Below are 19,611 nucleotides of genomic sequence, written 5' to 3'. Positions count from 1 at the left end.
GACGTATCGACGCCCGCGCCGGGGACGGCGCGGCCGTACCGTCGGCAGGTCCTCGGACTCACGGGCGCGCAGCCGTGACCACGTCCGGGACGGGATCAGGCGAAATGTGCGCACACGTACACCGTTGCGGGACAGTTCCGGACTCGCACCGGATTCCCCTGCGGCGACAGCGAGCACGAGCATACATCTTGTGTTGGGCCGTGCAGGCGCCACCACATCTTGTGTGTCGCGTGTGATCGAGCGGTGCCTGTCAGTGCCCTCGGCTATCGTCGGCCGTACGTTCTCTGCTCCGCCCGAGGCAGTAAGGAGAGGGTTCCATGACCGCGCTCGCCGACCGTCCGCACGGGCTTCTCGCCGAGTACTTCGAAGAGGCCGCCGCGATACTCGCGCGCTCCGAGGAGGGCGCGCGGCTGGAACTCATCGACGGGAAGATCAGGAGCAAGGCCGTGCCGGACGGGGACCACGGGCGGATCATCGAGTGGCTGATGCGCATTTGCCTCCAGTCGAGGCCGGAGCTGTGGCTCTACCCTGACCAAGGGCTCAAGGTGGAGGAGTACCGGGGCGGCCGGGCCCGCCCGGACGGTTCGCTCGCGCGCAGCGGTGCCTTCGTCGGCCAGGGCGAGTGGGCCGACCCCGCCCCGGTCCTGATGGTCGTCGAAGTCACCTCTTATGACTCCGACACCGACCGGCGCGACCGTGTCGAGAAGCCCCGCGCCTACGCGGAGACCGGTATTCCGGTGTTTCTGCTGATCGACCGGGAGGCGTGCGAGGCGACGGTGTTCAGCGAGCCGGACGGCGTCCGCTATGCGGACGTGCACACCGTGCCGTTCGGCAGGACGCTCGCGCTGCCGGACCCGGTGGGCATCACGCTGGAGACGGAGGCGCTCAAGGACTGGGTGCGGTGACCCGGCCCGCCCGGTGAGCCGGGCCCCCGGTGGCCGGCCGCGCAGGCCAGGGCCGCCGCGCCCCCCCGCAGGGGACGCGACGGCCCGTACCGCTCAGTGCCCGGTCGGGACGCCCGCGTCCTCGGCCGGGCGGGGCGGGGTGGTGCGTACGCCCGTGTCGCCGGCGTCGGCGGTGTAGTCGGCGGGGCTGGTCTCGTCGGTGCCCTGGGGGGCCTTCACGGCGCGCAGGACGAGGGTGAGGACCACCGTCACCACGACATTGAGGACGAAGGCGGTGAGACCGATGTAGCCGATCTGGCCGATGCCGGGGATCTCGGCGCTCGAACCACCGAAGTGGGCCTGCGTCGGGCTGGCCACGCCGTACGCCGCGAGCGTGCCGTAGATCATGCCCGCGGCCCAGCCGGCGAGCAGCGCCCAGCGGTGGAACCAGCGGGTGAACAGCCCGCCGACCAGCGCCGGCATGGTCTGGAGGATCCAGATGCCGCCCAGCAGCTGGAAGTTGATCGCGACGGTCTTGTCCATGCCCAGGACGAAGACCAGCGCGCCGACCTTCACCAGCAGGGAGACCAGCTTGGCGACCTTGTGCTCCTGCTCCGGGGTGGCGCCGGGGCGCAGGAAGTCCTTGTAGACGTTGCGGGTGAAGAGGTTGGCCGCGGCGATCGACATGATCGCCGCGGGCACCAGCGCGCCGATGCCGATGGCCGCGAACGCCACCCCGGCGAACCAGCTGGGGAACATGTCCGCGAACAGCTGCGGGATCGCCAGCTGCGCGTTGCCGTGGGTGTCGGTGCCGGCCTTGACCGCCATGAAGCCGAGCAGCGCGAGGAAGCCCAGCATCAGCGAGTACAGCGGCAGGATCGTGGTGTTGCGGCGGATGACGTCGCGGCTGCGGGAGGAGAGCGTCGCGGTGATCGAGTGCGGGTACATGAACAGCGCCAGCGCCGAGCCGAGCGCCAGCGTCGCGTACGCCCACTGGCTGTTCGGGCCGCTGACCAGCTCGCCGCGCGGCTTCCCGGTCGGTCCCGTCTCGGCGAGTGCCTTGCCCGCCGCGTCGAAGACGGCGTGGAAACCACCGAGTTTGATGGGGATGTAGATGATCGCCACCGCGATGACGAGGTAGATCAGCCCGTCCTTGACGAACGCGATCAGCGCGGGCGCGCGCAGCCCCGACGAGTAGGTGTACGCGGCGAGCACCGCGAACGCGATGAGCAGCGGCAGGTCCTTGACGAACCAGTTGCCGGACGCGCCGCCGCCGACGCCCATCACGTCCAGCACGGCCTGGATGCCGACGAGTTGGAGCGCGATGTACGGCATCGTCGCGAGGATGCCGGTGAGCGCGACGGCCAGTGAGAGCCCCTTGGAGCCGAAGCGGCCGCGCACGAAGTCGGAGGTGGTGACATAGCCGTGGCGGTGCGAGACCGACCACAGCCGGGGCAGGAAGGTGAAGATCAGCGGGTAGACCAGGATCGTGTACGGCACCGCGAAGAAGCCGGAGGCGCCCGCCGCGTAGATCGCCGCGGGGACGGCGACGAAGGTGTACGCGGTGTAGAGGTCGCCGCCGAGCAGGAACCAGGTGACCCAGGTGCCGAAACTCCGGCCGCCCAGGCCCCATTCGTCGAGGTTGGCGGACTGTTCGGCGCGCCGCCAGCGGGCGGCGAGGAAGCCCATCACCGTGACGAGCACGAAGAAGAGGACGAAGACGGCGAGGGCGACGCCGTTGACGCCGCCCGAGGCGCCCTCGGCGAGGGGGACGGACAGGGCGCGGTTCATGACGCGGCACCGCCCTTGCGGGCCCGCTGCTCACGCCGGACCAGGTGGTACGCGATGGTGGTGAGGCCCGTGGAGATCAGCACCCACAGCATCTGGTACCAGTAGAAGAACGGGATGCCGAGGAACCTCGGCTCGACCCTCGCGTACGAGCCGACCCACAGTACGGCCACGAACGGGGCGAGCAGGCACAGCCCGGCGACCACCCTCGTGGGCGTGACGACCGGTCCCGTGCCGGGTGTTCCGGCGTGCTCCGTCATACGGTTGCTCCGTCCCTCGTCTCCCGTGGCGATGGGCTGGAAATCTAGGGCAGAGCCGTAGCGGGCGTCACTAGCCGTCCGCATATCGGTACGGCAACGGCGGGTGTGATGTCCCCCGGCGGGCGGAATGCCCCCCCGCCGGGGGTGCGGCGCGGTCAGTCCGCGGGGCGGCGCAGCCGGGCGACGAACTTGTACCGGTCGCCGCGGTAGACCGAGCGCACCCACTCCACGGGCCGCCCCTGCTCATCCCGCGAGTGGCGGGAGAGCATCAGCATCGGCAGCCCGACGTCGGTGCCCAGCAGATCGGCCTCGCGCGGGGTGGCCAGGGACGTCTCGATGGTCTCCTCCGCCTCCGCGAGCCGGATGTCGTAGACCTCGGCGAGCGCGGAGTAGAGGGAGGAGTAGCGGACGAGGTTGCGGCGCAGCGCCGGGAACCGCTTGGCCGACAGATGGGTGGTCTCGATCGCCATCGGCTCGCCGCTGGCCAGCCGCAGCCGCTCGATGCGCAGCACCCGGCCGCCGGCGGAGATGTCGAGCAGACCGGCCAGCCGGTCGTCGGCGGTGACATAGCCGGTCTCCAGCAGCCGGGAGGTCGGCTCCAGGCCCTGGGCACGCATGTCCTCGGTGTAGGAGGTCAGTTGCAGCGCCTGGGAGACCTTGGGTTTGGCGACGAAGGTCCCTTTGCCCTGGATGCGTTCGAGGCGGCCCTCGACGACCAGTTCCTGGAGCGCCTGGCGGACGGTCGTACGGGAGGTGTCGAATTCCGCGGCGAGGGCGCGTTCCGGTGGAACGGGTGTGCCGGGGGGCAGGGTTTCGGTAATCTCCAGCAAGTGCCGCTTCAGGCGGTAGTACTTGGGAACGCGCGCGGTGCGTGTCGCACCGCCGCCGCTCTCCGCGCTGCCCCCGTCGGTCTCCATGACCCGCCTCTCCGGCTCGTGTCGTGCTGCCGTCACCGGCTCCTCCGTACTTCGCGGCTCACATCGTGGCACGGGTGGGGTCCGCGTGCTCTCATGCAGGTCCGCGCCCGGCAGGTGTCGGTCCGGTAACGGAGCCGACAGCGACTCTTATACACCCTTGACACCCCAAAAGGTCTAGGCCAAGCTGCGGGCACTGGTCTAAACCATTAAAGACCACACCCGGCCTTTAGGGGAGAGCGCAATGAAGCGTGGGCTCATAGCAGCCACCGCAGTCGCGGGAATGCTGGTGGGTGTCGCTGGCTGTGGGTCCAGCGACGACAAGAAGACGGGCGCGGACGGATACAAGGGGCAGAAGCTCACCGTTTGGGTGATGGACGGCTCCAATCCCCCCGAGTGGACCAAGCAGGTCTCCGCGGAATTCAAGAAGAAGACGGGCGCCACCGTCGACTTCAAGGTCCAGCAGTGGAACGGAATCCAGCAGAAGCTGACCACCGCTCTCTCCGAGGACACCCCGCCGGATGTCGTCGAGGTCGGCAACACCCAGACCGCCGCCTACGCCCAGGCCGGTGCCCTCGCCGACCTCGGCGACCTCAAGAAGGAAATCGGCTCCGAATGGAGCGACACCTTCAACAAGGCCGCCATGGTCGACGGAAAGCAGTACGCCCTTCCCTGGTTCGCCGGGAACCGCGTCGTCATGTACAACAAGAAGATCTGGGAGAAGGCGGGCCTCAAGGACACCCCGCAAACCCGCACCGAACTCTTCAAGGCATTCGACACCATCAAGTCGAAGACCGACGCCCAGCCGCTCTACCTCCCCGGCCAGAACTGGTACTTCTTCGACGGCCTCACCATCGGCACCGGCGCCGACCTCGTCAAGAAGGACGGGGACAAGTGGGTCTCCAACCTCGGCGACCCCAAGGTCTCCAAGGCCATGCAGATCTACAAGGACTACATGGCGTTCAGCGACGCCCCCAAGAACAAGGACGAGGCCACCCCGCAGCAGGGCGAGATCTTCGCCAAGGGAAAGACCGGCGCCATCATCGCCATGGGGTACGAGGCGAACGTCGCCATCAAGGCCAATCCGGAGATCAAGGACGACATCGGCTTCTTCACCATTCCCGGTGAGACCAAGGACAAGCCGGAAGGCGTCTTCCTCGGCGGCTCCAACTTCGCCGTCGCCGGCGGCGGCAAGAACCAGGAACTCGCCAAGGAATTCCTGAAGGTCGCCCTCTCCAAGAAGAACGACGCCCAGATGGTCAAGGAATCCGGCTGGACCCCGAAGTCCCCCGCCCTGAACGAGGCCGCCAAGGAGAACCCGGCGGCCGCCGCTGCCGCCCCCGCGGCCGAGAAGTCCGGCGGCACCACGCCCCTCATTCCGCAGTGGGCCGCTGTCGAGAACGTTCCCAACCCGATCAAGAACTACATGACCGCGGTGCTGAACGGAAAGGCCCCCGCCGACGCCGCCAAGGACGTCGAGGCCGATATCAACAAGCGGCTGGCCCAGAAGTAATTCACACACCCGGTTCCGTACGGGGCGGCCCACCCCGGCCCCGTACGGAACCGCGGCACGCGCACCACCGGTCCAGTGGGGAGAAGACGGTCATGGCAGTGCAACTCGACGACGCGGCGACGAACACCGCGCCGCGCCCGGCGAAAGGCGGCGCCCCGCCGGCCCGCCCCGGCACCCGCGGCCGCCGCGCAGCCCCCTATCTGCTGCTGCTCCCGGCACTGGTCGCCACCGCCGTCTTCCTCGGCTGGCCGATGGTGCGCAACGCCATGCTCTCCCTCCAGACCCTCAACATGCGGGAGTTGATCCAGCACCTCACCGTCTGGAACGGCTTCGGGAACTTCACGGAGGTCCTCGGCAGCGAGGAGTTCTGGCGGGTCACCCTCCGCACCATCGTCTTCACGGCCGTCAACGTCGTCCTCATCATGCTGCTGGGCGTCCTCATCGGCCTGCTGCTCGCCCGTCTCGGCAAGAAGATGCGACTGGTCCTCTCCGTCGCCCTCGTCCTGGCCTGGGCCATGCCCGTCATCGCCGCCACCACCGTCTTCCAGTGGCTGTTCGACGCCCGCTACGGCGTCGTCAACTGGCTGCTCGACGCGCTGGGCTGGCACTCCATGGCCCACTACGACTGGATCGGCACCCAGTTCTCCACCTTCTTCGTCGTCACCGTCCTCATCGTCTGGCAGTCCCTGCCCTTCGTCGCCCTCAACCTCTACGCCGCGACGACCACCATCCCCCGCGAGCTGTACGAGGCGGCCCGGATGGACGGCGCGGGCACCTGGAAGGTCTTCACCTCCGTCACCTTCCCCTTCCTCAAGCCGTTCTTCCTCGCGACGACGTTCCTTGAGGTCATCTGGGTCTTCAAGGCGTTCCCGCAGATCTTCGCGATCAACAAGGGCGGCCCCGACCGGCTCACCGAGACCCTGCCGATCTACGCCTTCACCGAGGGCGTCGGCAACCTCCACTTCGGCATGGGCGCCGCGATCTCCCTGCTGACCATCCTCGTGCTGCTCGCCCTGACCGCGTACTACCTGCGCCTGACGCTCACCCAAGAGGAGGACGAGCTGTGAAGCGCTCGCTCGCCGGACGGATCTGGCCCAACGCCACGGCGATCGTGCTCGCCGTCGTCTTCGTCTTCCCCGTCTACTGGATGTTCAGCACGGCCTTCAAGCCGACCGGCGACATCCTCAGCGAGACCCCCGTGTGGTTCCCCCTGCACGGCACCGCCGAGCACTTCGCCACCGCCGTCGGCGCCCCGGACTTCTGGACGCTGGTCGGCAACTCCGTCGTCGTGACCGTGCTCGCCGTCGGCATCTCCCTGGCCATCGCCCTCTGCGCGGCGTTCGCCCTCGTCCGGATGCGTTTCAAGGGCCGCAAGGGCGTCCTGCTCACGTTCATGGTGGCGCAGATGGCGCCCTGGGAGGTCATGGTGATCTCCATCTACCTGATCGTCCGGGACGCGGACATGCTCAACAGCCTGGTTCCGCTGACCTGCTTCTACATGCTGATGGTGCTGCCCTTCACCCTGCTGACCCTGCGCGGCTACGTCGCGGCGGTCCCCAAGGAGCTGGAGGAGTCCGCGATGGTCGACGGCTGCTCGCGCCGCCAGGCGTTCGTCAAGGTCGTCTTCCCCCTCCTCGCCCCCGGGCTGATGGCCACCTCCCTCTTCGGCTTCATCACCGCCTGGAACGAGTTCCCCCTCGTCCTGGTCCTCAACAAGGAGGCGTCCGCCGGCACCCTGCCGCTGTGGCTGTCGCAGTTCCAGAGCCAGTTCGGCGACGACTGGGGCGCCACCATGGCCGCCGCCTCCCTCTTCGCCCTGCCCATCCTGATCCTCTTCCTCTTCCTCCAGCGCAAGGCCGTCGGCGGTCTCACCTCCGGCGCGGTGAAGGGATGACCCGCACCATGACCACCCTCACCCGCGACGCCCTCACCGTCCTCCAGCCCGGCTTCGCCGGCACCACAGCCCCCGACTGGGTGCTGCGCCGGATCGGCGAAGGACTCGCCGCCGTCGCCGTCTTCGGCCGCAATGTGCGCGATCCCGAGCAGCTCGCCGCCCTCACCGCGCGGCTGCGCGCCGAACGCGGGGACCTCCTCGTCGCCATCGACGAGGAGGGCGGCGACGTCACCCGCATCGACGTCCACGGCGGCTCCGCCTTCCCCGGCAACCTCGCCCTCGGCGCCGTCGACGACACCGCCCTCACCCGCGACGTCGCCCACGCCCTCGGCCGGCGGCTCGCCGCCTGCGGCATCAACCTCAACTGGGCCCCCGCCGCCGACGTCAACTCCAACCCCGACAACCCCGTCATCGGCGTCCGCTCCTTCGGCTGTGACCCCGCCCTGGTCGCCCGGCACACCGCCGCCTACGTCGAAGGGCTCCAGGCCGCCGGGGTCGCCGCCTGCACCAAGCACTTCCCCGGCCACGGCGACACCGCCGTCGACTCCCACCACGACCTGCCCCGCATCGACGCCGACCTGGCCACCCTCCACGAGCGGGACCTCGTACCGTTCCGCGCCGCCGTCGCCGCCGGGACCCGGGCCGTGATGAGCGCCCACATCCTCGCCCCGGCCCTCGACGGCAGCCGGCCCGCCACGCTCAGCCGCGCCGCCCTGCACGACCTGCTGCGCGCCCCCGAAGCCGACGGCGGCCTCGGCTTCGACGGCCTGATCGTCACCGACGGCATCGAGATGCGCGCCATCTCCGCCACCTACGGCATCGAACGCGGCAGCGTCCTGGCGATCGCCGCCGGCGCCGACGCGATCTGCGTGGGCGGCGGACTGTGCGACGAGGACACCGTGCTGCGGCTGCGCGACGCCCTGGTCGGCGCCGTCCGCGACGGCACCCTCCCCGAGGAGCGCCTCGCCGATGCCGCCGCCCGGGTACGCGCCCTCGCGGACTGGACCCGGGGGACGGGGACGGACGCCGGGAACACGGACGACGCGGACGCCATCGGGCTGGCCGCCGCCCGGCGCGCGCTGCGGCTCACCGCCCGCGAACCGTTCCTCCCGCTCACCGGGCCCGTGCACGTCGCCTCCTTCACCCCCGCGCGGAACATCGCGGTGGGCAACGAGACCCCCTGGGGCGTCGGCGCCGAACTCACCCGGCTGCTGCCCGGCACCACCACCGCCGTGTGCACCCCCGAGGCCGCCGCCTCCGCGGGCCCCGCGGCGCTCGCCGGCGATCTGCTCACCGCCGCGGGCACGCGCCGCATCGTCGCGGTGGTCCGTGACGCGCACCGCCACCCGTGGATGGCCGAGGCCCTCGACGCCCTGGTCGCGGCCCGCCCCGACACCGTCGTCGTCGAGATGGGCCTGCCCCAGGCACCGCCGCGCGGCGCCCTCCACCTCGCCACCCACGGCGCCGCCCGCATCTGCGGCCGGGCCGCGGCGGAGGCCCTGCTGGGACGGTGAACGACGACCCTCCCGGAACGACGGCGGCCGGGGTGCCCCATGAGGAGCACCCCGGCCGCCGTATGCCCTGCTACAGGCCCTGCCACTTGGGCTTGGCCGCGTACGTGGCGCGGAAGTAGTCGGCGAGCGCGAGCCGGGAGGCCGCCGCCTCGTCGACGACGACCGTGGCGTGCGGGTGCATCTGGAGGGCCGAGGCCGGGACGACGGCCGCCACCGGGCCCTCGACGGCCCGCGCCACGGCCTCCGCCTTGCCCTCCCCGGTGGCCAGCAGCACCAGGTGGCGGGCCTCCAGGATGGTGCCGATGCCCTGGGTGATGACGTGGTGCGGCACCTCCTCGGGGCTGTCGAAGAACCGGGCGTTGTCCACCCGGGTCTGCTCGGTCAGGGTCTTGATGCGGGTGCGGGAGACGAGCGACGAGCAGGGCTCGTTGAAGCCGATGTGGCCGTCCGTGCCGATGCCGAGCAGCTGGAGGTCCACCCCGCCGGCCTCGGCCAGCGCACGGTCGTACGCCTCGCAGGCGGCCCGGACGTCCTGGGCGGTGCCGTCGGGGCCCATGAACGATTCCTCGCTCAGGCCCAGCGGCCCGACGACCTCGCGCAGCACCACCGAACGGTAGGACTCGGGGTGTCCCGCGGGCAGCCCGACGTACTCGTCGAGCTGGCAGACACGGACGCGCGAGGCGTCCACCGCGCCGGCCGCGACCTTGGCCGACAGGGCTTCGTAGACGGGCAACGGGGTCGAGCCGGTGGCTACACCGAGCAGCGCGTCGGGCTTGCGGCGCACCAGGGAGGCGATGGCCTCCGCGATGAGCTCTCCGCCTGCCCTGGCGTCCGGGACGATGACAACTTCCACGCTGGGCCTGCCGTTCTGAAGAATGGTCTCATGTGGTATAGACCAATCTACCAGAGGAGGGTCCGCCCGACGGGGGGCGGCAGGGCAGGGCGGCGCCCCGGGAACGAGGCCGTTCCCGCGGGCGTGGCGGTGGGGGAGAAGGGGGCTTCACGGCCCCAAAAAACACCCGCGGGCCGCGGCGCCGGGACAGGACCCTCAACCTGTCCGGCACCGCAGCCCGGAGCTTCATCGGCCGGTTCATGGGCGGGTGCCTCGAAGTGCGGTCGGGGCAAGGTCCCGTCCCAAAACCGGTCGACCGGAGGCCGCCGCGCAGTCAGGGCAGAGAGCGCCGCCGCCTCGTTCCGCCCCCCTGTGCGGGGGAGGGCGGAGGTCATTCCCCAGCATTGTGGACTAGACCATTCTCCCGTGTCCATGCCCGTGCGGAAAGAACTCGCCGACACCGCGCCGGTAGGCTCGGCAGCGTGCCCTCCATGAACGACCTCGTCCGCCAGCACACCGCTCTGAGCGACTCCGACCTGGAGTGGCTGCATCTGCTGGTCTCGGAATGGCAGCTGCTCTCCGACCTGTCCTTCGCCGACCTCGTGCTGTGGGTGCCCACCCTGGACGGCACACGCTATGTGTCCGTCGCCCAGATGCGGCCCAACACCGGCCCCACCTCCTACCAGGACGACATGGTCGGCCATCTCGTGCCCCGGGGCCGTCGGCCGATGCTGGACTCCGCGCTGGACGAGGGGCGGATCGTCCGCGAGGGTGACCCGGAGTGGCGCGAGGAGGTGCCGGTACGGGTCGAGTCCATCCCGGTGCGCCGGGCGGGCCGCGTCCTCGGGGTGATCGCCCGCAACACCAACCTGCTCACCGTCCGTACGCCCAGCCGCCTCGAACTCACCTACCTCCAGAGCGCCTCCGACCTGGCCCAGATGATCGCCGCAGGAACGTTTCCGTTCCCGGAACAGCAGGTCGACATGGACGCCTCACCGCGCGCCGGCGACGGACTGATCCGCCTCGACGCGGACGGCGTCGTCCAGTACGCGAGCCCCAACGCGCTCTCCGCCTACCACCGCCTCGGCCTCGCCGCCGATCTCGTGGGCCACCACCTCGGCCGCACCACCGCGGAACTCGCGCCCGCCCACGGCCCGGTGGACGAGGCCGTGGTGAAACTCGCCAGCGGCTGGGCGCCGCGGGAGTTCGAGGTGGAAGGGAACGGCGGAGTCATTCAACTGCGCGCCATCCCGCTCAAACCGAAAGGCACCCACAGCGGTTCCCTGGTATTGCTCCGTGACGTCACCGAACTCCGCCGCCGGGAACGCGAACTGATCACCAAGGACGCCACCATCCGGGAGATCCATCACCGGGTGAAGAACAATTTGCAGACCGTCGCCGCGCTGTTGCGGCTGCAATCCCGTCGAATGGATTCCGCGCAGGGGCGCGAGGCGCTCAACGAGGCCGTACGCAGGGTCGGTTCGATCGCGATCGTCCACGAGACGCTGTCCCAGAACCTCGACGAGCGCGTCGCCTTCGACGACATCGCCGACCGGGTGCTGGCCATGGTCGCCGAGATCTCGCCGGGCAAGGTGACCACCCGCCGCACCGGGCGCTTCGGCATCCTCGACGCCGAGGTCGCCACCCCGCTGTCCATGGTGCTCACCGAGATCCTCCAGAACGCCCTGGAGCACGCCTTCGACCAGGACGGACAGGGCGTCGTCGAGGTCGGCGCGGTACGCGGCAGCGGCCGCAGGGACCCGCGGCTGCTGGTCACCGTCCAGGACAACGGGCGCGGTCTGCCCGAGGGCTTCGACCCGCACCGCGCCGGGAACCTGGGGCTCCAGATCGTACGGACCCTGGTGGAGGGGGAGCTGGGCGGCACGTTCGACATGACGCGCGCCCCGGAGGGCGGCACCCGGGTGCTCCTGGACGTCCCCGTCCGCGCGGAACAGCGCTGACCTCGGGCTTTACGCGGACGGAGCCCGGGCAGCAGTAAGCCCCGGACCGGTCGGGTCCGGGGCTCAAAGCTCACGTTGCGTGGGGTACCCCCCATGCCCTGGGCAATGGGGGGAGCATCGGGGGTACTGCGCGCTGCGGCTCGGGGGCCACGGGGCGTCTGGCGTCAGGCGCTGGCGTTGCGCGCCCGGTTGCGAGCCGCACGGCGCTTCATCGCGCGGCGCTCGTCCTCGCTCAGACCACCCCAGACGCCGGAGTCCTGGCCGGACTCCAGCGCCCACTGCAGGCACTGCTCCATGACGGGGCAGCGGCGGCAGACGGCCTTGGCTTCCTCGATCTGCAGGAGCGCAGGACCGGTGTTGCCGATGGGGAAGAACAGCTCGGGGTCTTCCTCGCGGCAAACGGCGCGGTGACGCCAGTCCATGGTTGCTCCATCTCCTGTATGACGGGATCGTCGCTTGTGAATGTGAACGCTTTCACGAATCCCCCCGCAAGGGAAGGCCCGATCTCCAGCTGCGAACTGGTGCGGTCCTGTGGGATGAGGAAGAGGATTCGGGCTCTCAAGGGGGCCGATGAAGCGGCCGTCCCGATCGCCATGAAGAGACTCGCAAACCTCGGCGACGGATACAACCCCTTCTGGAAAGTTTTTTTGATTCCTTGGTGTCGCCTAGGTCACAGCCGTAATTCTAGGGGGTGGAAGTCTGGCTAAACGTTCGACTGGAAGGACTTTCGCGGGTACCGCTCACACAATCACACGCAGTGCACGGCGTACGCCTGTGAACGTCACACTCGTCCGCAGTCCCAGATGGTCACCGTCCATCTGGAACGGCAGTGGCACCTGGGAATGCAAGGTGAAGTCCGTCAGGTCGTGCAGCGCCACCGCGTGCTTGCCGCGCGGGCCGTGCTCGGGCGTGGACCGCAGCAGCTGGGTCGCGTACCGCGTCACCGCGGTCGTGGACATCCGGGACAGACCGAACACGTCCAGCGCGTCGTCGAAGGACGCCTCCGGCGACGGGTACAGCGGCCGGTTGCCCAGATACGTCCACGGGGCGGTGTTGGAGATTATCGCCATCACCAGGTGCTCGACGGCCTCCGTGTCGCCGGGCCGCTCCAGGGTGATGGAGCCTGTCCTGCGGTTGCCCTCGCCCAGGAACTGCCGCACGACCTGCCGCACGTACAGCGCGTGCGTCGAGCGCTTGCCGCGCTCACGCTGCTGCTCGACACGCCCGACGACCCCCGCGTCGAACCCGAAGCCGGCGCAGAAGGTGAACCACCGGCCCGGCACCCCCTCGTCCGCGCTGCCCTCCGTGCCCGCGGCCCGCCCCAGGCCCACCGTCCGCTCACTGCCGTCCCGCAGCGCGTCCAGCAGCGCGCCCGTGGCCTCCACGACGTCGTTGGGAAGGCCCAGCGCGCGGGCGAAGACATTGGTCGACCCGCCCGGGACCACCGCGAGGCGGGGATGCGCGTCCGGGTCCGGTCCGTGCGCCAGCAGACCGTTGACGACCTCGTTGACCGTGCCGTCACCGCCGAGCGCCACCACCAGCTCGATCGCGCCGCTCTCCGCCGCCTGCCGGGCCAGGTCCTGCGCGTGGCCCCGGTAGCGGGTCTCCGCCACATCCAGCTTCAGATCGCTGGCCAGCGCGTGGGTGAGGACCTCACGGGTCCGCGCACTGGTGGTGGTGGCTGCGGGGTTGACCACGAGAAGTGCGCGCATGGAAGCAGCGTACCTACCTGCGGGTACCGCCCCGCACGCCCCCGCCTCCTCTCCGGCCCGGTACGCGGCCCCGCGCACCGATACCCTGCTGGGGTGAGCAGCAAGCAGAAGCAGTCCCCGACCCCCGCAGCCGCGGACCCGGCGGAGCACCGGCGCCGGCCGGGCAGGCTCACCGCGGCCGCCGTCCTCACCGCGATCGAAGGGCTGGCCCTGGCGGCGCTGGGCGTCTCCCTGCTCGTCCTGGGCGTCGCCGGGTCGCCGGACAGCCCCCGGCAGGCGGAGACCGGCGGGCTGACCGTCATCGGCCTCGCCGCGCTGCCGCTGCTCGCCGCGCGCGGGCTGTGGCTGCTGCGCCGCTGGAGCCGCGGCCCCTCACTGATCACCCAGATCATGGCGCTGCCCGTCGCCTGGACGCTGGTCAGCGGCGGCGGGGCGCTGATCCCCGCCGGTATCGCGCTCGCCGTCGTCGCCGTCGTCGTCCTCGTCCTGCTCGTCAACCCGACGGCGACCGAGGCGCTGGGCATCGGGCCCGCCGGCGCGGAGGCGGGCGGCAAGAAGTAGGGGCGGGGCCCCCGCGGACCCCGCCCCGTCTCACTCCTCGACCAGCAGCCTCTCGCGCAGCTGGGCCAGGGTGCGGGCCAGCAGGCGGGAGACATGCATCTGGGAGATGCCGACCTCCTGCGCGATCTGCGACTGGGTCATGTTGCCGAAGAAGCGCAGCAGCAGGATCTTCTTCTCGCGCGGCGGAAGATCCTCCAGCAGCGGCTTGAGGGACTCGCGGTACTCGACGCCCTCCAGCGCCTCGTCCTCGGCGCCCAGGGTGTCGGCGACCGCCGGGGACTCGTCGTCGGTGTCCGGGACGTCCAGCGACAGCGTGCTGTACGCGTTGGCCGACTCCAGCCCCTCCAGCACCTCCTCCTCGGAGAGCGCCAGATGCTCGGCCAGCTCGTGGACCGTGGGGGAGCGGCCGTGCCGCTGGGACAGCTCCGCGGTCGCCGTGGTCAGCGACAGCCGCAGCTCCTGGAGGCGCCGCGGCACCCGCACCGCCCAGCCCTTGTCACGGAAGTGCCGCTTGATCTCCCCGACGACCGTGGGTGTGGCGTACGTGGAGAACTCCACCCCGCGCTCCGGGTCGAAGCGGTCGACGGACTTGATCAGACCGATCGTGGCGACCTGGGTGAGGTCGTCCAGCGGCTCACCGCGGTTGCGGAACCGCCGGGCCAGATGCTCCACCAGCGGCAGATGCATCCGCACCAGGGTGTTGCGCAGCTCCGCGCGCTCCGGGGAGCCGTCGGGCAGGGCGCGCAGCTCGTGGAACATCTCCCGGGCGCGGTCGCGGTCCGGCGCGCCCGGGTCGGCGGGGCGCCGCGCGTCCCGGGGGGCGTGCGGCTCGTGCGGGTCCGGTGGTGTGCCGGGGCGTCCGGCGTCCTGCCGTTGCCCCGGCTTCCCCTGCTGCTCGCTGTCCATGTGGTCCGCCCGCTCTGCCCGCTCCGCCGCGGCCGGCCGGCCACCGCGGTCCTCCACGTCCACCGGACGCGGCCGGGCATGCTGATCGGGGATGGCCGCCCCGGGCGCCATCCGCACGCCGCGTTCGAGATCTTTCACGGAGCCCCCTGTTCGGTCATGCCGGTCCGGGACCGGCGCCGCGCTCCTTGTACAGACTGATGGTGACCGTGCGGTCCTCGGCGACATCGGAGCCGACCTTGCCGGCGAGCGCGGAGAGCACCGTCCACGCGAAGGTGTCGCGCTCGGGCGCGCGCCCGTCGGTCGTCGGCGCCGACACCGTCACCTGCAACGCGTCGTCGATGAGCCGGAAGACGCAGCTGAGGACGGAGCCGGGGACGGCCTGTTGCAGGAGGATCGCGCACGCCTCGTCGACGGCGATGCGCAGGTCCTCGATCTCGTCGAGGGTGAAGTCCAAACGGGCTGCGAGACCGGCCGTCGCCGTACGCAGCACGGACAGGTAGGCACCCGCAGCCGGCAGACGGACTTCCACGAAGTCCTGAGTCCCGGGTTCGCCTGCGATCTGGGACACCCTCACCTCCAAGGTGGCACACGCTGTTCGAGCTGGAATGCGTGAATTTCGCGTTGGTTCGGCATGCCTGGGCCGACCGCCCCCGGACGAGAGGAGAACGATTCGGCACCGCGCATGGTTCGGCTGTGACGCTATCGCGATCGGCGGGCCGGTGTCGCCCGGAAGAATGACGGCTGCCCCCCGGACGGCGCCCGGACCCCCGGCCCTTCGCGACACACGTCGTCACCGATTGTAGATCCATGTATGCGCAACGTGGCTAGGGTCTGTCGCCAAACTCCCGCTGCCGATCCGGAAGTTTCGAGGCCGGGGGAGGGGGACGACCGGTCCGGGAGCCGGGGCGTTTCCCGCGCGGGCGGTCACGCTCCGTCGGCATGCGCGGTGTCGGCGAGCCTCTGGAGGTCCTTACCGCTGAGGCGGTGGACGGTCCACTCGTCCATGGGCCGGGCGCCGAGTGAGCGGTAGAAGCCGATCGCGGGCTCGTTCCAGTCCAGGACCGACCACTCGAAGCGTTCGTAGCCGCGCTCCACGCAGATGCGGGCGAGGGCGGCGAGGAGGGCCTTGCCGTGGCCGCCGCCGCGGGCCTGGGGGCGGACGTAGAGGTCCTCCAGGTACACGCCGTGTGTGCCCGTCCAGGTCGAGAAGTTGCGGAACCACAGGGCGAAGCCCACGGGGGCGCCGTCCTCCTCCGCGATCAGTGCGAAGGCGGCCGGGTGCGTGCCGAACAGGGCCTCGTGCAGCTGGTCCTCGGTGGCGCGCGCGGAGTCCAGGGCTTTCTCGTAGGCGGCCAGTTCGCGGATCATGGTGAGGATCGCGGGGACATCGGCGGAGGTGGCTTCGCGGATCATGCGATCAGGCTAGGGCCTGTCGCCGTGCCGCGGCCCCGGGCGGTCAGACCAGGCGCTGGTCGGCGTAGCACCAGCGCCAGGACTCGCCCGGCTCGAACGATCGCATCACCGCGTGCCCCGTCTCGTCCCAGTGCGCGGTCGCGTGCCGGTACGGGGAGGAATCGCAGCAGCCCACATGGCCGCAGACCAGGCAGAGCCGCAGCTGCACGGGGTGGCTGCCGACCGCCAGGCACTCGGGGCAGGTGTCGCTCAGCGCGGCGGGCTCGGCGCGCGGCAGACCCGCCAGATGCGTGCACTCGCTCATACCGGCCAGGTTAGATCGCCGGGGCGGGCGGCGGAGCGCGCCCGGCGGTGACGGCGCACGGGGCGCCGGCCGGCGGAAGGAGAACGGGCGGACGATGAGCGGACACGGACAAGGGGGCGGCGGGCCATGGACGTGATGCCGCTGCTGCTCCTGGTGGCGGGGAGCGCGGGCGTCGCCGGGCTGGCACGGCGCACCCCGGTGCCCGCGCCGCTGCTGCTGGTCGCCGCGGGCCTCGCGGCCTCCTACGTACCGGGCGTCCCGGACTACACCCTCGACCCGCACATCGTCCTGCCGCTGGTCCTGCCGCCGCTGCTGCACACCGCGGCGCTGGAGAGCTCCTACCTGGACCTGCGGGCCAATGTGCGGCCGGTGGCGCTGCTGTCGGTCGGCTACGTCCTCTTCGCGACCGTCGTCGTGGGATATCTCGCGTACCTGGTCGTCCCGGGGCTGCCGCTGACGTCCGCGCTGGTGCTGGGCGCGGTCGTCGCCCCGCCCGACGCCGTCGCGGCCACCGCCATCGCCCGCAGGCTCGGGCTGCCGCACCGGATCACCACCATCCTCCAGGGCGAGTCGCTGGTGAACGACGCCACCGCGATCACCGCGTACAAGGTCGCCGTGGCCGCCGCCGTCGGGGCGGGCGCCACCTGGGGCGACGGCGTCAAGGAGTTCGCCCTGGCGTCGCTGGGCGGTATCGGCGCGGGGCTGGTCCTGATGGTGCCGCTGCACTGGCTGCGCCTGCGGCTGCGCGAGTCGGCGCTGCTGGAGAACACCCTCTCGCTGCTCATCCCGTTCGTGGCGTACGCGGTCGCCGAGCAGTTCGGGGCGTCCGGTGTGCTCGCCGTCGTCGTGGTGGGCCTCTACCTGGGGCACCGGTCCTGGCAGGTCGACTTCGAGACCCGGCTCCAGGAGGGGGCGGTCTGGAAGATGGTCTCCTTCGTGCTGGAGTCCGCGGTCTTCGCGCTGATCGGGCTGCAACTGCCGGTGGTGCTGGGGGACCTGGGGGGCATCGGGGGCGGGCGGGCCGCCCGGTACGCGGTGGTGGTGTTCGCGGTGGTGGTGGCCGCCCGGTTCGTGTGGGTCTTCCCCGCCACCTATCTGCCGCGTCTGCTGTCGGCCCGCGTCCGCGCCCGCGAACCGGACACGACGTGGGCCGCGCCCGTGGTCGTCGGCTGGGCGGGGATGCGCGGGGTGGTGTCGCTGGCCATCGCCTTCTCCGTCCCCGCGACCACGCACGACGGGGCGCCCTTCCCCGCCCGTGACCTGGTGCTCTTCCTGACCTTCAGCACCGTCATCGGCACCCTCGTCGTCCAGGGGCTGACCCTGCCCCCGCTGATCCGCGCCCTGAAGCTGCCCGGACGCGACACCCGGGCCGAGACGCTCGCCGAGGCCCAGGCGCAGAACGAGGCGTCGGGCGCCGCCGAGGCCCGCCTCGAAGCGCTGCTCGCCGATCCGCGCAACACCCTGCCCGGCCCCCTCGCCGACCGGCTCCGTACCGTCCTCGAACGGCGTCGCAACGCCGTCTGGGAGCGGCTGGGCACCGTCAACGAGCTGACCGGCGAATCGGCCGACGAGACCTACCGGCGGTTGACCCGTGAGGTGATCGACGCCGAGCGGCGGGTCTTCGTGCGGCTGCGCGACGAGCGGCGGATCGACGACGAGATGCTGCGGACGCTGCTGCGCCGGCTCGACCTGGAGGAGGCGGCGGCCCACCGGGAGGGCGCCGAATGAGACCGGGCGCTCAGGGCGTTCCGGTGATCACCGCGGCGACGGCGCTGCCCCGGGGGAAGGCGCCCTCGTCCGCCAGCGTCGCCAGGCCCAGCAGCATCTTGGCGACGTAGGTCCGCTCCACCGGCAGGCCGTTGCGGTCCTCGAAAGCGGCGGCGAAGGCGTCGAGGGCGGGGGTGCGCCGGGCGAAGCCCCCGCAGTGGAAACGGTCCTCCAGCCGCCAGTCGCCGCGCGGCCCGCCGAACGCGGCGCGCTGGAGCCTGCCGATCTCCTCGTGGAGGAAGTGCGGGCTGCCGCCCCTGAGCACCGGGAAGCCGAGCGCCCGCTGCCCCGGGGCGAGGCCGGCGGCCAGGCCGGCCAGCGTGCCGCCGGTGCCGCAGGCCACCGCCGCGGTGTCCGCGACGCCCCGCAGCTCCCGGCCCAGTTCCGTACAGCCCCGCGCGGCCGCCGCGTTGCTGCCGCCCTCGGGTATCGCGAGGAACGCGCCGAAGCGGTCGTGGAGGGCGGCCAGCAGCTCCGGGTCGTCCTTGCGGCGGTAGGTGGCCCGGTCGACGAAGTGCAGCCGCATCCCGTCGGCGGCGCAGCGGGCCAGTGACGGGTTGAGCGGGGCGTGCGCCAGTTCGTCGCCCCGGACGACGCCGATCGTGGTGAGGTCGAGCAGCCGGCCGGCGGCCGCGGTGGCGCGCAGATGGTTGGAGTACGCGCCGCCGAAGGTGAGCAGGGTGCGCCGGCCCGCTTCCGTGGCGGCCCGCAGGTTCGGCGCCAGCTTGCGCCACTTGTTGCCGGGCAGGTCCGGGTGGATCAGGTCGTCCCGCTTGAGGAGCAGCCGTACGCCGTGACGGTCGAAGGCCGCGTCCCGGGCCTCCTGGAGCGGTGAGGGCAGGCGCGGGCCGAGGCCGTCGAGCGGGGCGGCGAGGGCGGGGTCGGTGCGGGTCACGCGTCCATTGTCGCGGGACCCGCACCGCCGCCTCGGGCCGGTCAGTCGCGCAGGAAGCCGTCGCCGTGGGCCGCGATGTGGGCCTCCAGCGCGCCCAGCGCGTTCCGCGTGGCCTCGGCGGAGCCCTGACCGCGCTGCTCGCGGTAGTACGCGGCGCCCAGCTTGCGCAGCAGGTCGGCGCCCGCCCGCTGCTGCTGCACCTCGTCGAGCTTCTCCTTCCCCTGCGACAGTGCCTGCTGTGCCTGCTCCTTGGCGCGGTCGAAGAACCCGGCCATGTGCCACCTCCGTGCGGTCGGTCTCGTACGGGGACAACGGCCCGGCCCCGCCGCCCGGTTCCCGTTCCGGGATCTTCCCGTGCCAGGCTGGACCCGTGGCGGACGACGGCGACCAGGGCACCCCGGCGGGCGGCTACCGCGAGCGGCCCTCCCGGCTGCCCGGCGCGGTGCTGTGGACGACCACCAGCCGCCCGGGGGCCGGGCCAGTGCTGCCCGAC

20 protein-coding genes and 1 riboswitch are annotated in these 19,611 nt (G+C 71.4%); of the genes, 8 read left to right on the top strand and 12 right to left on the bottom strand.

The genetic code is table 11. The features are described 5' to 3' along the window. Positions 1-26: 26 nt before the first annotated feature. Positions 27-187, bottom strand: a riboswitch (cobalamin riboswitch). 130 nt (positions 188-317) lie between these two features. After that, positions 318-905: a Uma2 family endonuclease gene (locus tag AC51EU_RS08500; RefSeq protein ID WP_496266081.1), complete on the top strand. Its 588-nt coding sequence runs from the start codon at positions 318-320 to the stop codon at positions 903-905. Between the two features lie 93 nt (positions 906-998). Here AC51EU_RS08500 and mctP read toward each other — a convergent pair whose 3' ends face one another. From mctP to AC51EU_RS08485, 3 genes are all read right to left on the bottom strand, one after another. Beyond that, entirely contained in the window at positions 999-2,675 is a 1,677-nt protein-coding gene (mctP, locus tag AC51EU_RS08495; RefSeq protein WP_496266079.1) for a monocarboxylate uptake permease MctP, read from the bottom strand. Beyond that, entirely contained in the window at positions 2,672-2,932 is a 261-nt protein-coding gene (locus tag AC51EU_RS08490) for a DUF3311 domain-containing protein (protein ID WP_496266077.1), read from the bottom strand. Before AC51EU_RS08490 ends, mctP begins: the two co-directional genes overlap by 4 nt. Positions 2,933-3,087: 155 nt before the next feature. Beyond that, positions 3,088-3,849, bottom strand: a complete 762-nt coding sequence (locus AC51EU_RS08485) for a GntR family transcriptional regulator (protein ID WP_496266089.1) — start codon at positions 3,847-3,849, stop codon at positions 3,088-3,090. 241 nt (positions 3,850-4,090) lie between these two features. On the opposite strand from AC51EU_RS08485, the gene AC51EU_RS08480 reads away from it, so the two are divergent. The 4 genes from AC51EU_RS08480 (at position 4,091) to AC51EU_RS08465 (ending at position 8,767) form a co-directional block, all read left to right on the top strand. Continuing rightward, a complete protein-coding gene (locus AC51EU_RS08480) occupies positions 4,091-5,359 on the top strand; it encodes an extracellular solute-binding protein (RefSeq protein WP_496266075.1) in 1,269 nt (422 codons plus the stop codon). Between the two features lie 92 nt (positions 5,360-5,451). Next, entirely contained in the window at positions 5,452-6,426 is a 975-nt protein-coding gene (locus tag AC51EU_RS08475) for a carbohydrate ABC transporter permease (protein WP_496266074.1), read from the top strand. Then, positions 6,423-7,253 carry a carbohydrate ABC transporter permease gene (locus tag AC51EU_RS08470; protein WP_496266073.1) on the top strand — a complete coding sequence of 277 codons (831 nt, stop codon included), beginning with the start codon at positions 6,423-6,425 and terminating at the stop codon, positions 7,251-7,253. Before AC51EU_RS08475 ends, AC51EU_RS08470 begins: the two co-directional genes overlap by 4 nt. Continuing rightward, a complete protein-coding gene (locus AC51EU_RS08465) occupies positions 7,250-8,767 on the top strand; it encodes a glycoside hydrolase family 3 protein (protein ID WP_496266072.1) in 1,518 nt (505 codons plus the stop codon). Before AC51EU_RS08470 ends, AC51EU_RS08465 begins: the two co-directional genes overlap by 4 nt. A 70-nt stretch (positions 8,768-8,837) precedes the next feature. On the opposite strand, the gene nagB is transcribed toward AC51EU_RS08465, so the two are convergent. After that, positions 8,838-9,620: a glucosamine-6-phosphate deaminase gene (nagB, locus tag AC51EU_RS08460; protein WP_496266071.1), complete on the bottom strand. Its 783-nt coding sequence runs from the start codon at positions 9,618-9,620 to the stop codon at positions 8,838-8,840. 470 nt (positions 9,621-10,090) lie between these two features. On the opposite strand from nagB, the gene AC51EU_RS08455 reads away from it, so the two are divergent. Further along, the gene (locus AC51EU_RS08455; RefSeq protein WP_496266088.1) at positions 10,091-11,560 is read left to right on the top strand and encodes a sensor histidine kinase; all 1,470 of its coding nucleotides are present in this window, start codon (positions 10,091-10,093) and stop codon (positions 11,558-11,560) included. Between the two features lie 164 nt (positions 11,561-11,724). Here the strand turns inward: AC51EU_RS08455 and AC51EU_RS08450 are convergent, their stop codons facing one another. Both AC51EU_RS08450 and AC51EU_RS08445 read right to left on the bottom strand, forming a co-directional pair. Continuing rightward, positions 11,725-11,982: a WhiB family transcriptional regulator gene (locus AC51EU_RS08450; protein ID WP_003983230.1), complete on the bottom strand. Its 258-nt coding sequence runs from the start codon at positions 11,980-11,982 to the stop codon at positions 11,725-11,727. A 318-nt stretch (positions 11,983-12,300) separates the two neighbouring features. Next, positions 12,301-13,272, bottom strand: a complete 972-nt coding sequence (locus tag AC51EU_RS08445) for a diacylglycerol/lipid kinase family protein (protein WP_496266069.1) — start codon at positions 13,270-13,272, stop codon at positions 12,301-12,303. 93 nt (positions 13,273-13,365) lie between these two features. On the opposite strand from AC51EU_RS08445, the gene AC51EU_RS08440 reads away from it, so the two are divergent. Continuing rightward, positions 13,366-13,833 carry a hypothetical protein gene (locus tag AC51EU_RS08440; RefSeq protein WP_496266068.1) on the top strand — a complete coding sequence of 156 codons (468 nt, stop codon included), beginning with the start codon at positions 13,366-13,368 and terminating at the stop codon, positions 13,831-13,833. 30 nt (positions 13,834-13,863) lie between these two features. Here AC51EU_RS08440 and AC51EU_RS08435 read toward each other — a convergent pair whose 3' ends face one another. The 4 genes from AC51EU_RS08435 to AC51EU_RS08420 form a co-directional block, all read right to left on the bottom strand. After that, the gene (locus AC51EU_RS08435; protein WP_496266087.1) at positions 13,864-14,850 is read right to left on the bottom strand and encodes an RNA polymerase sigma factor SigF; all 987 of its coding nucleotides are present in this window, start codon (positions 14,848-14,850) and stop codon (positions 13,864-13,866) included. A 43-nt stretch (positions 14,851-14,893) separates the two neighbouring features. Beyond that, positions 14,894-15,307 carry an ATP-binding protein gene (locus AC51EU_RS08430; protein ID WP_496266067.1) on the bottom strand — a complete coding sequence of 138 codons (414 nt, stop codon included), beginning with the start codon at positions 15,305-15,307 and terminating at the stop codon, positions 14,894-14,896. Between the two features lie 356 nt (positions 15,308-15,663). Continuing rightward, the gene (locus AC51EU_RS08425; protein ID WP_496266066.1) at positions 15,664-16,152 is read right to left on the bottom strand and encodes a GNAT family N-acetyltransferase; all 489 of its coding nucleotides are present in this window, start codon (positions 16,150-16,152) and stop codon (positions 15,664-15,666) included. 43 nt (positions 16,153-16,195) lie between these two features. Continuing rightward, on the bottom strand, positions 16,196-16,456 hold the full coding sequence (locus AC51EU_RS08420) for a UBP-type zinc finger domain-containing protein (RefSeq protein WP_496266065.1): 261 nt from the start codon (positions 16,454-16,456) through the stop codon (positions 16,196-16,198). Between the two features lie 126 nt (positions 16,457-16,582). Here AC51EU_RS08420 and AC51EU_RS08415 point away from each other — a divergent pair, with 126 nt between their 5' ends. After that, positions 16,583-18,184 carry a Na+/H+ antiporter gene (locus tag AC51EU_RS08415; RefSeq protein ID WP_496266064.1) on the top strand — a complete coding sequence of 534 codons (1,602 nt, stop codon included), beginning with the start codon at positions 16,583-16,585 and terminating at the stop codon, positions 18,182-18,184. 10 nt (positions 18,185-18,194) lie between these two features. On the opposite strand, the gene AC51EU_RS08410 is transcribed toward AC51EU_RS08415, so the two are convergent. Together AC51EU_RS08410 and AC51EU_RS08405 are read right to left on the bottom strand one after the other, a co-directional pair. Beyond that, positions 18,195-19,118: a 1-aminocyclopropane-1-carboxylate deaminase/D-cysteine desulfhydrase gene (locus AC51EU_RS08410; RefSeq protein WP_496266063.1), complete on the bottom strand. Its 924-nt coding sequence runs from the start codon at positions 19,116-19,118 to the stop codon at positions 18,195-18,197. 41 nt (positions 19,119-19,159) lie between these two features. After that, on the bottom strand, positions 19,160-19,393 hold the full coding sequence (locus AC51EU_RS08405; protein WP_496266062.1) for a hypothetical protein: 234 nt from the start codon (positions 19,391-19,393) through the stop codon (positions 19,160-19,162). Positions 19,394-19,611: the final 218 nt, after the last annotated feature.

The sequence above is a fragment of the Candidatus Streptomyces philanthi genome, assembly GCF_059553635.1.
Note: the sequence above shows the minus strand (reverse complement) of the source record. Positions and strands in the feature narration are given on the sequence as shown.

Bases quoted from the DNA above. Each gene is read 5' to 3' on its own strand.
- AC51EU_RS08500 (WP_496266081.1), top strand. From the start codon at position 318: ATGACCGCGCTCGCCGACCGTCCGCACGGGCTTCTCGCCGAGTACTTC.
- mctP (WP_496266079.1), bottom strand. From the start codon at position 2,675: ATGAACCGCGCCCTGTCCGTCCCCCTCGCCGAGGGCGCCTCGGGCGGC.
- AC51EU_RS08490 (WP_496266077.1), bottom strand. From the start codon at position 2,932: ATGACGGAGCACGCCGGAACACCCGGCACGGGACCGGTCGTCACGCCC.
- AC51EU_RS08485 (WP_496266089.1), bottom strand. From the start codon at position 3,849: ATGGAGACCGACGGGGGCAGCGCGGAGAGCGGCGGCGGTGCGACACGC.
- AC51EU_RS08480 (WP_496266075.1), top strand. From the start codon at position 4,091: ATGAAGCGTGGGCTCATAGCAGCCACCGCAGTCGCGGGAATGCTGGTG.
- AC51EU_RS08475 (WP_496266074.1), top strand. From the start codon at position 5,452: ATGGCAGTGCAACTCGACGACGCGGCGACGAACACCGCGCCGCGCCCG.
- AC51EU_RS08465 (WP_496266072.1), top strand. From the start codon at position 7,250: ATGACCCGCACCATGACCACCCTCACCCGCGACGCCCTCACCGTCCTC.
- AC51EU_RS08455 (WP_496266088.1), top strand. From the start codon at position 10,091: ATGAACGACCTCGTCCGCCAGCACACCGCTCTGAGCGACTCCGACCTG.
- AC51EU_RS08450 (WP_003983230.1), bottom strand. From the start codon at position 11,982: ATGGACTGGCGTCACCGCGCCGTTTGCCGCGAGGAAGACCCCGAGCTG.
- AC51EU_RS08445 (WP_496266069.1), bottom strand. From the start codon at position 13,272: ATGCGCGCACTTCTCGTGGTCAACCCCGCAGCCACCACCACCAGTGCG.
- AC51EU_RS08435 (WP_496266087.1), bottom strand. From the start codon at position 14,850: ATGGCGCCCGGGGCGGCCATCCCCGATCAGCATGCCCGGCCGCGTCCG.
- AC51EU_RS08425 (WP_496266066.1), bottom strand. From the start codon at position 16,152: ATGATCCGCGAAGCCACCTCCGCCGATGTCCCCGCGATCCTCACCATG.
- AC51EU_RS08420 (WP_496266065.1), bottom strand. From the start codon at position 16,456: ATGAGCGAGTGCACGCATCTGGCGGGTCTGCCGCGCGCCGAGCCCGCC.
- AC51EU_RS08415 (WP_496266064.1), top strand. From the start codon at position 16,583: ATGGACGTGATGCCGCTGCTGCTCCTGGTGGCGGGGAGCGCGGGCGTC.
- AC51EU_RS08405 (WP_496266062.1), bottom strand. From the start codon at position 19,393: ATGGCCGGGTTCTTCGACCGCGCCAAGGAGCAGGCACAGCAGGCACTG.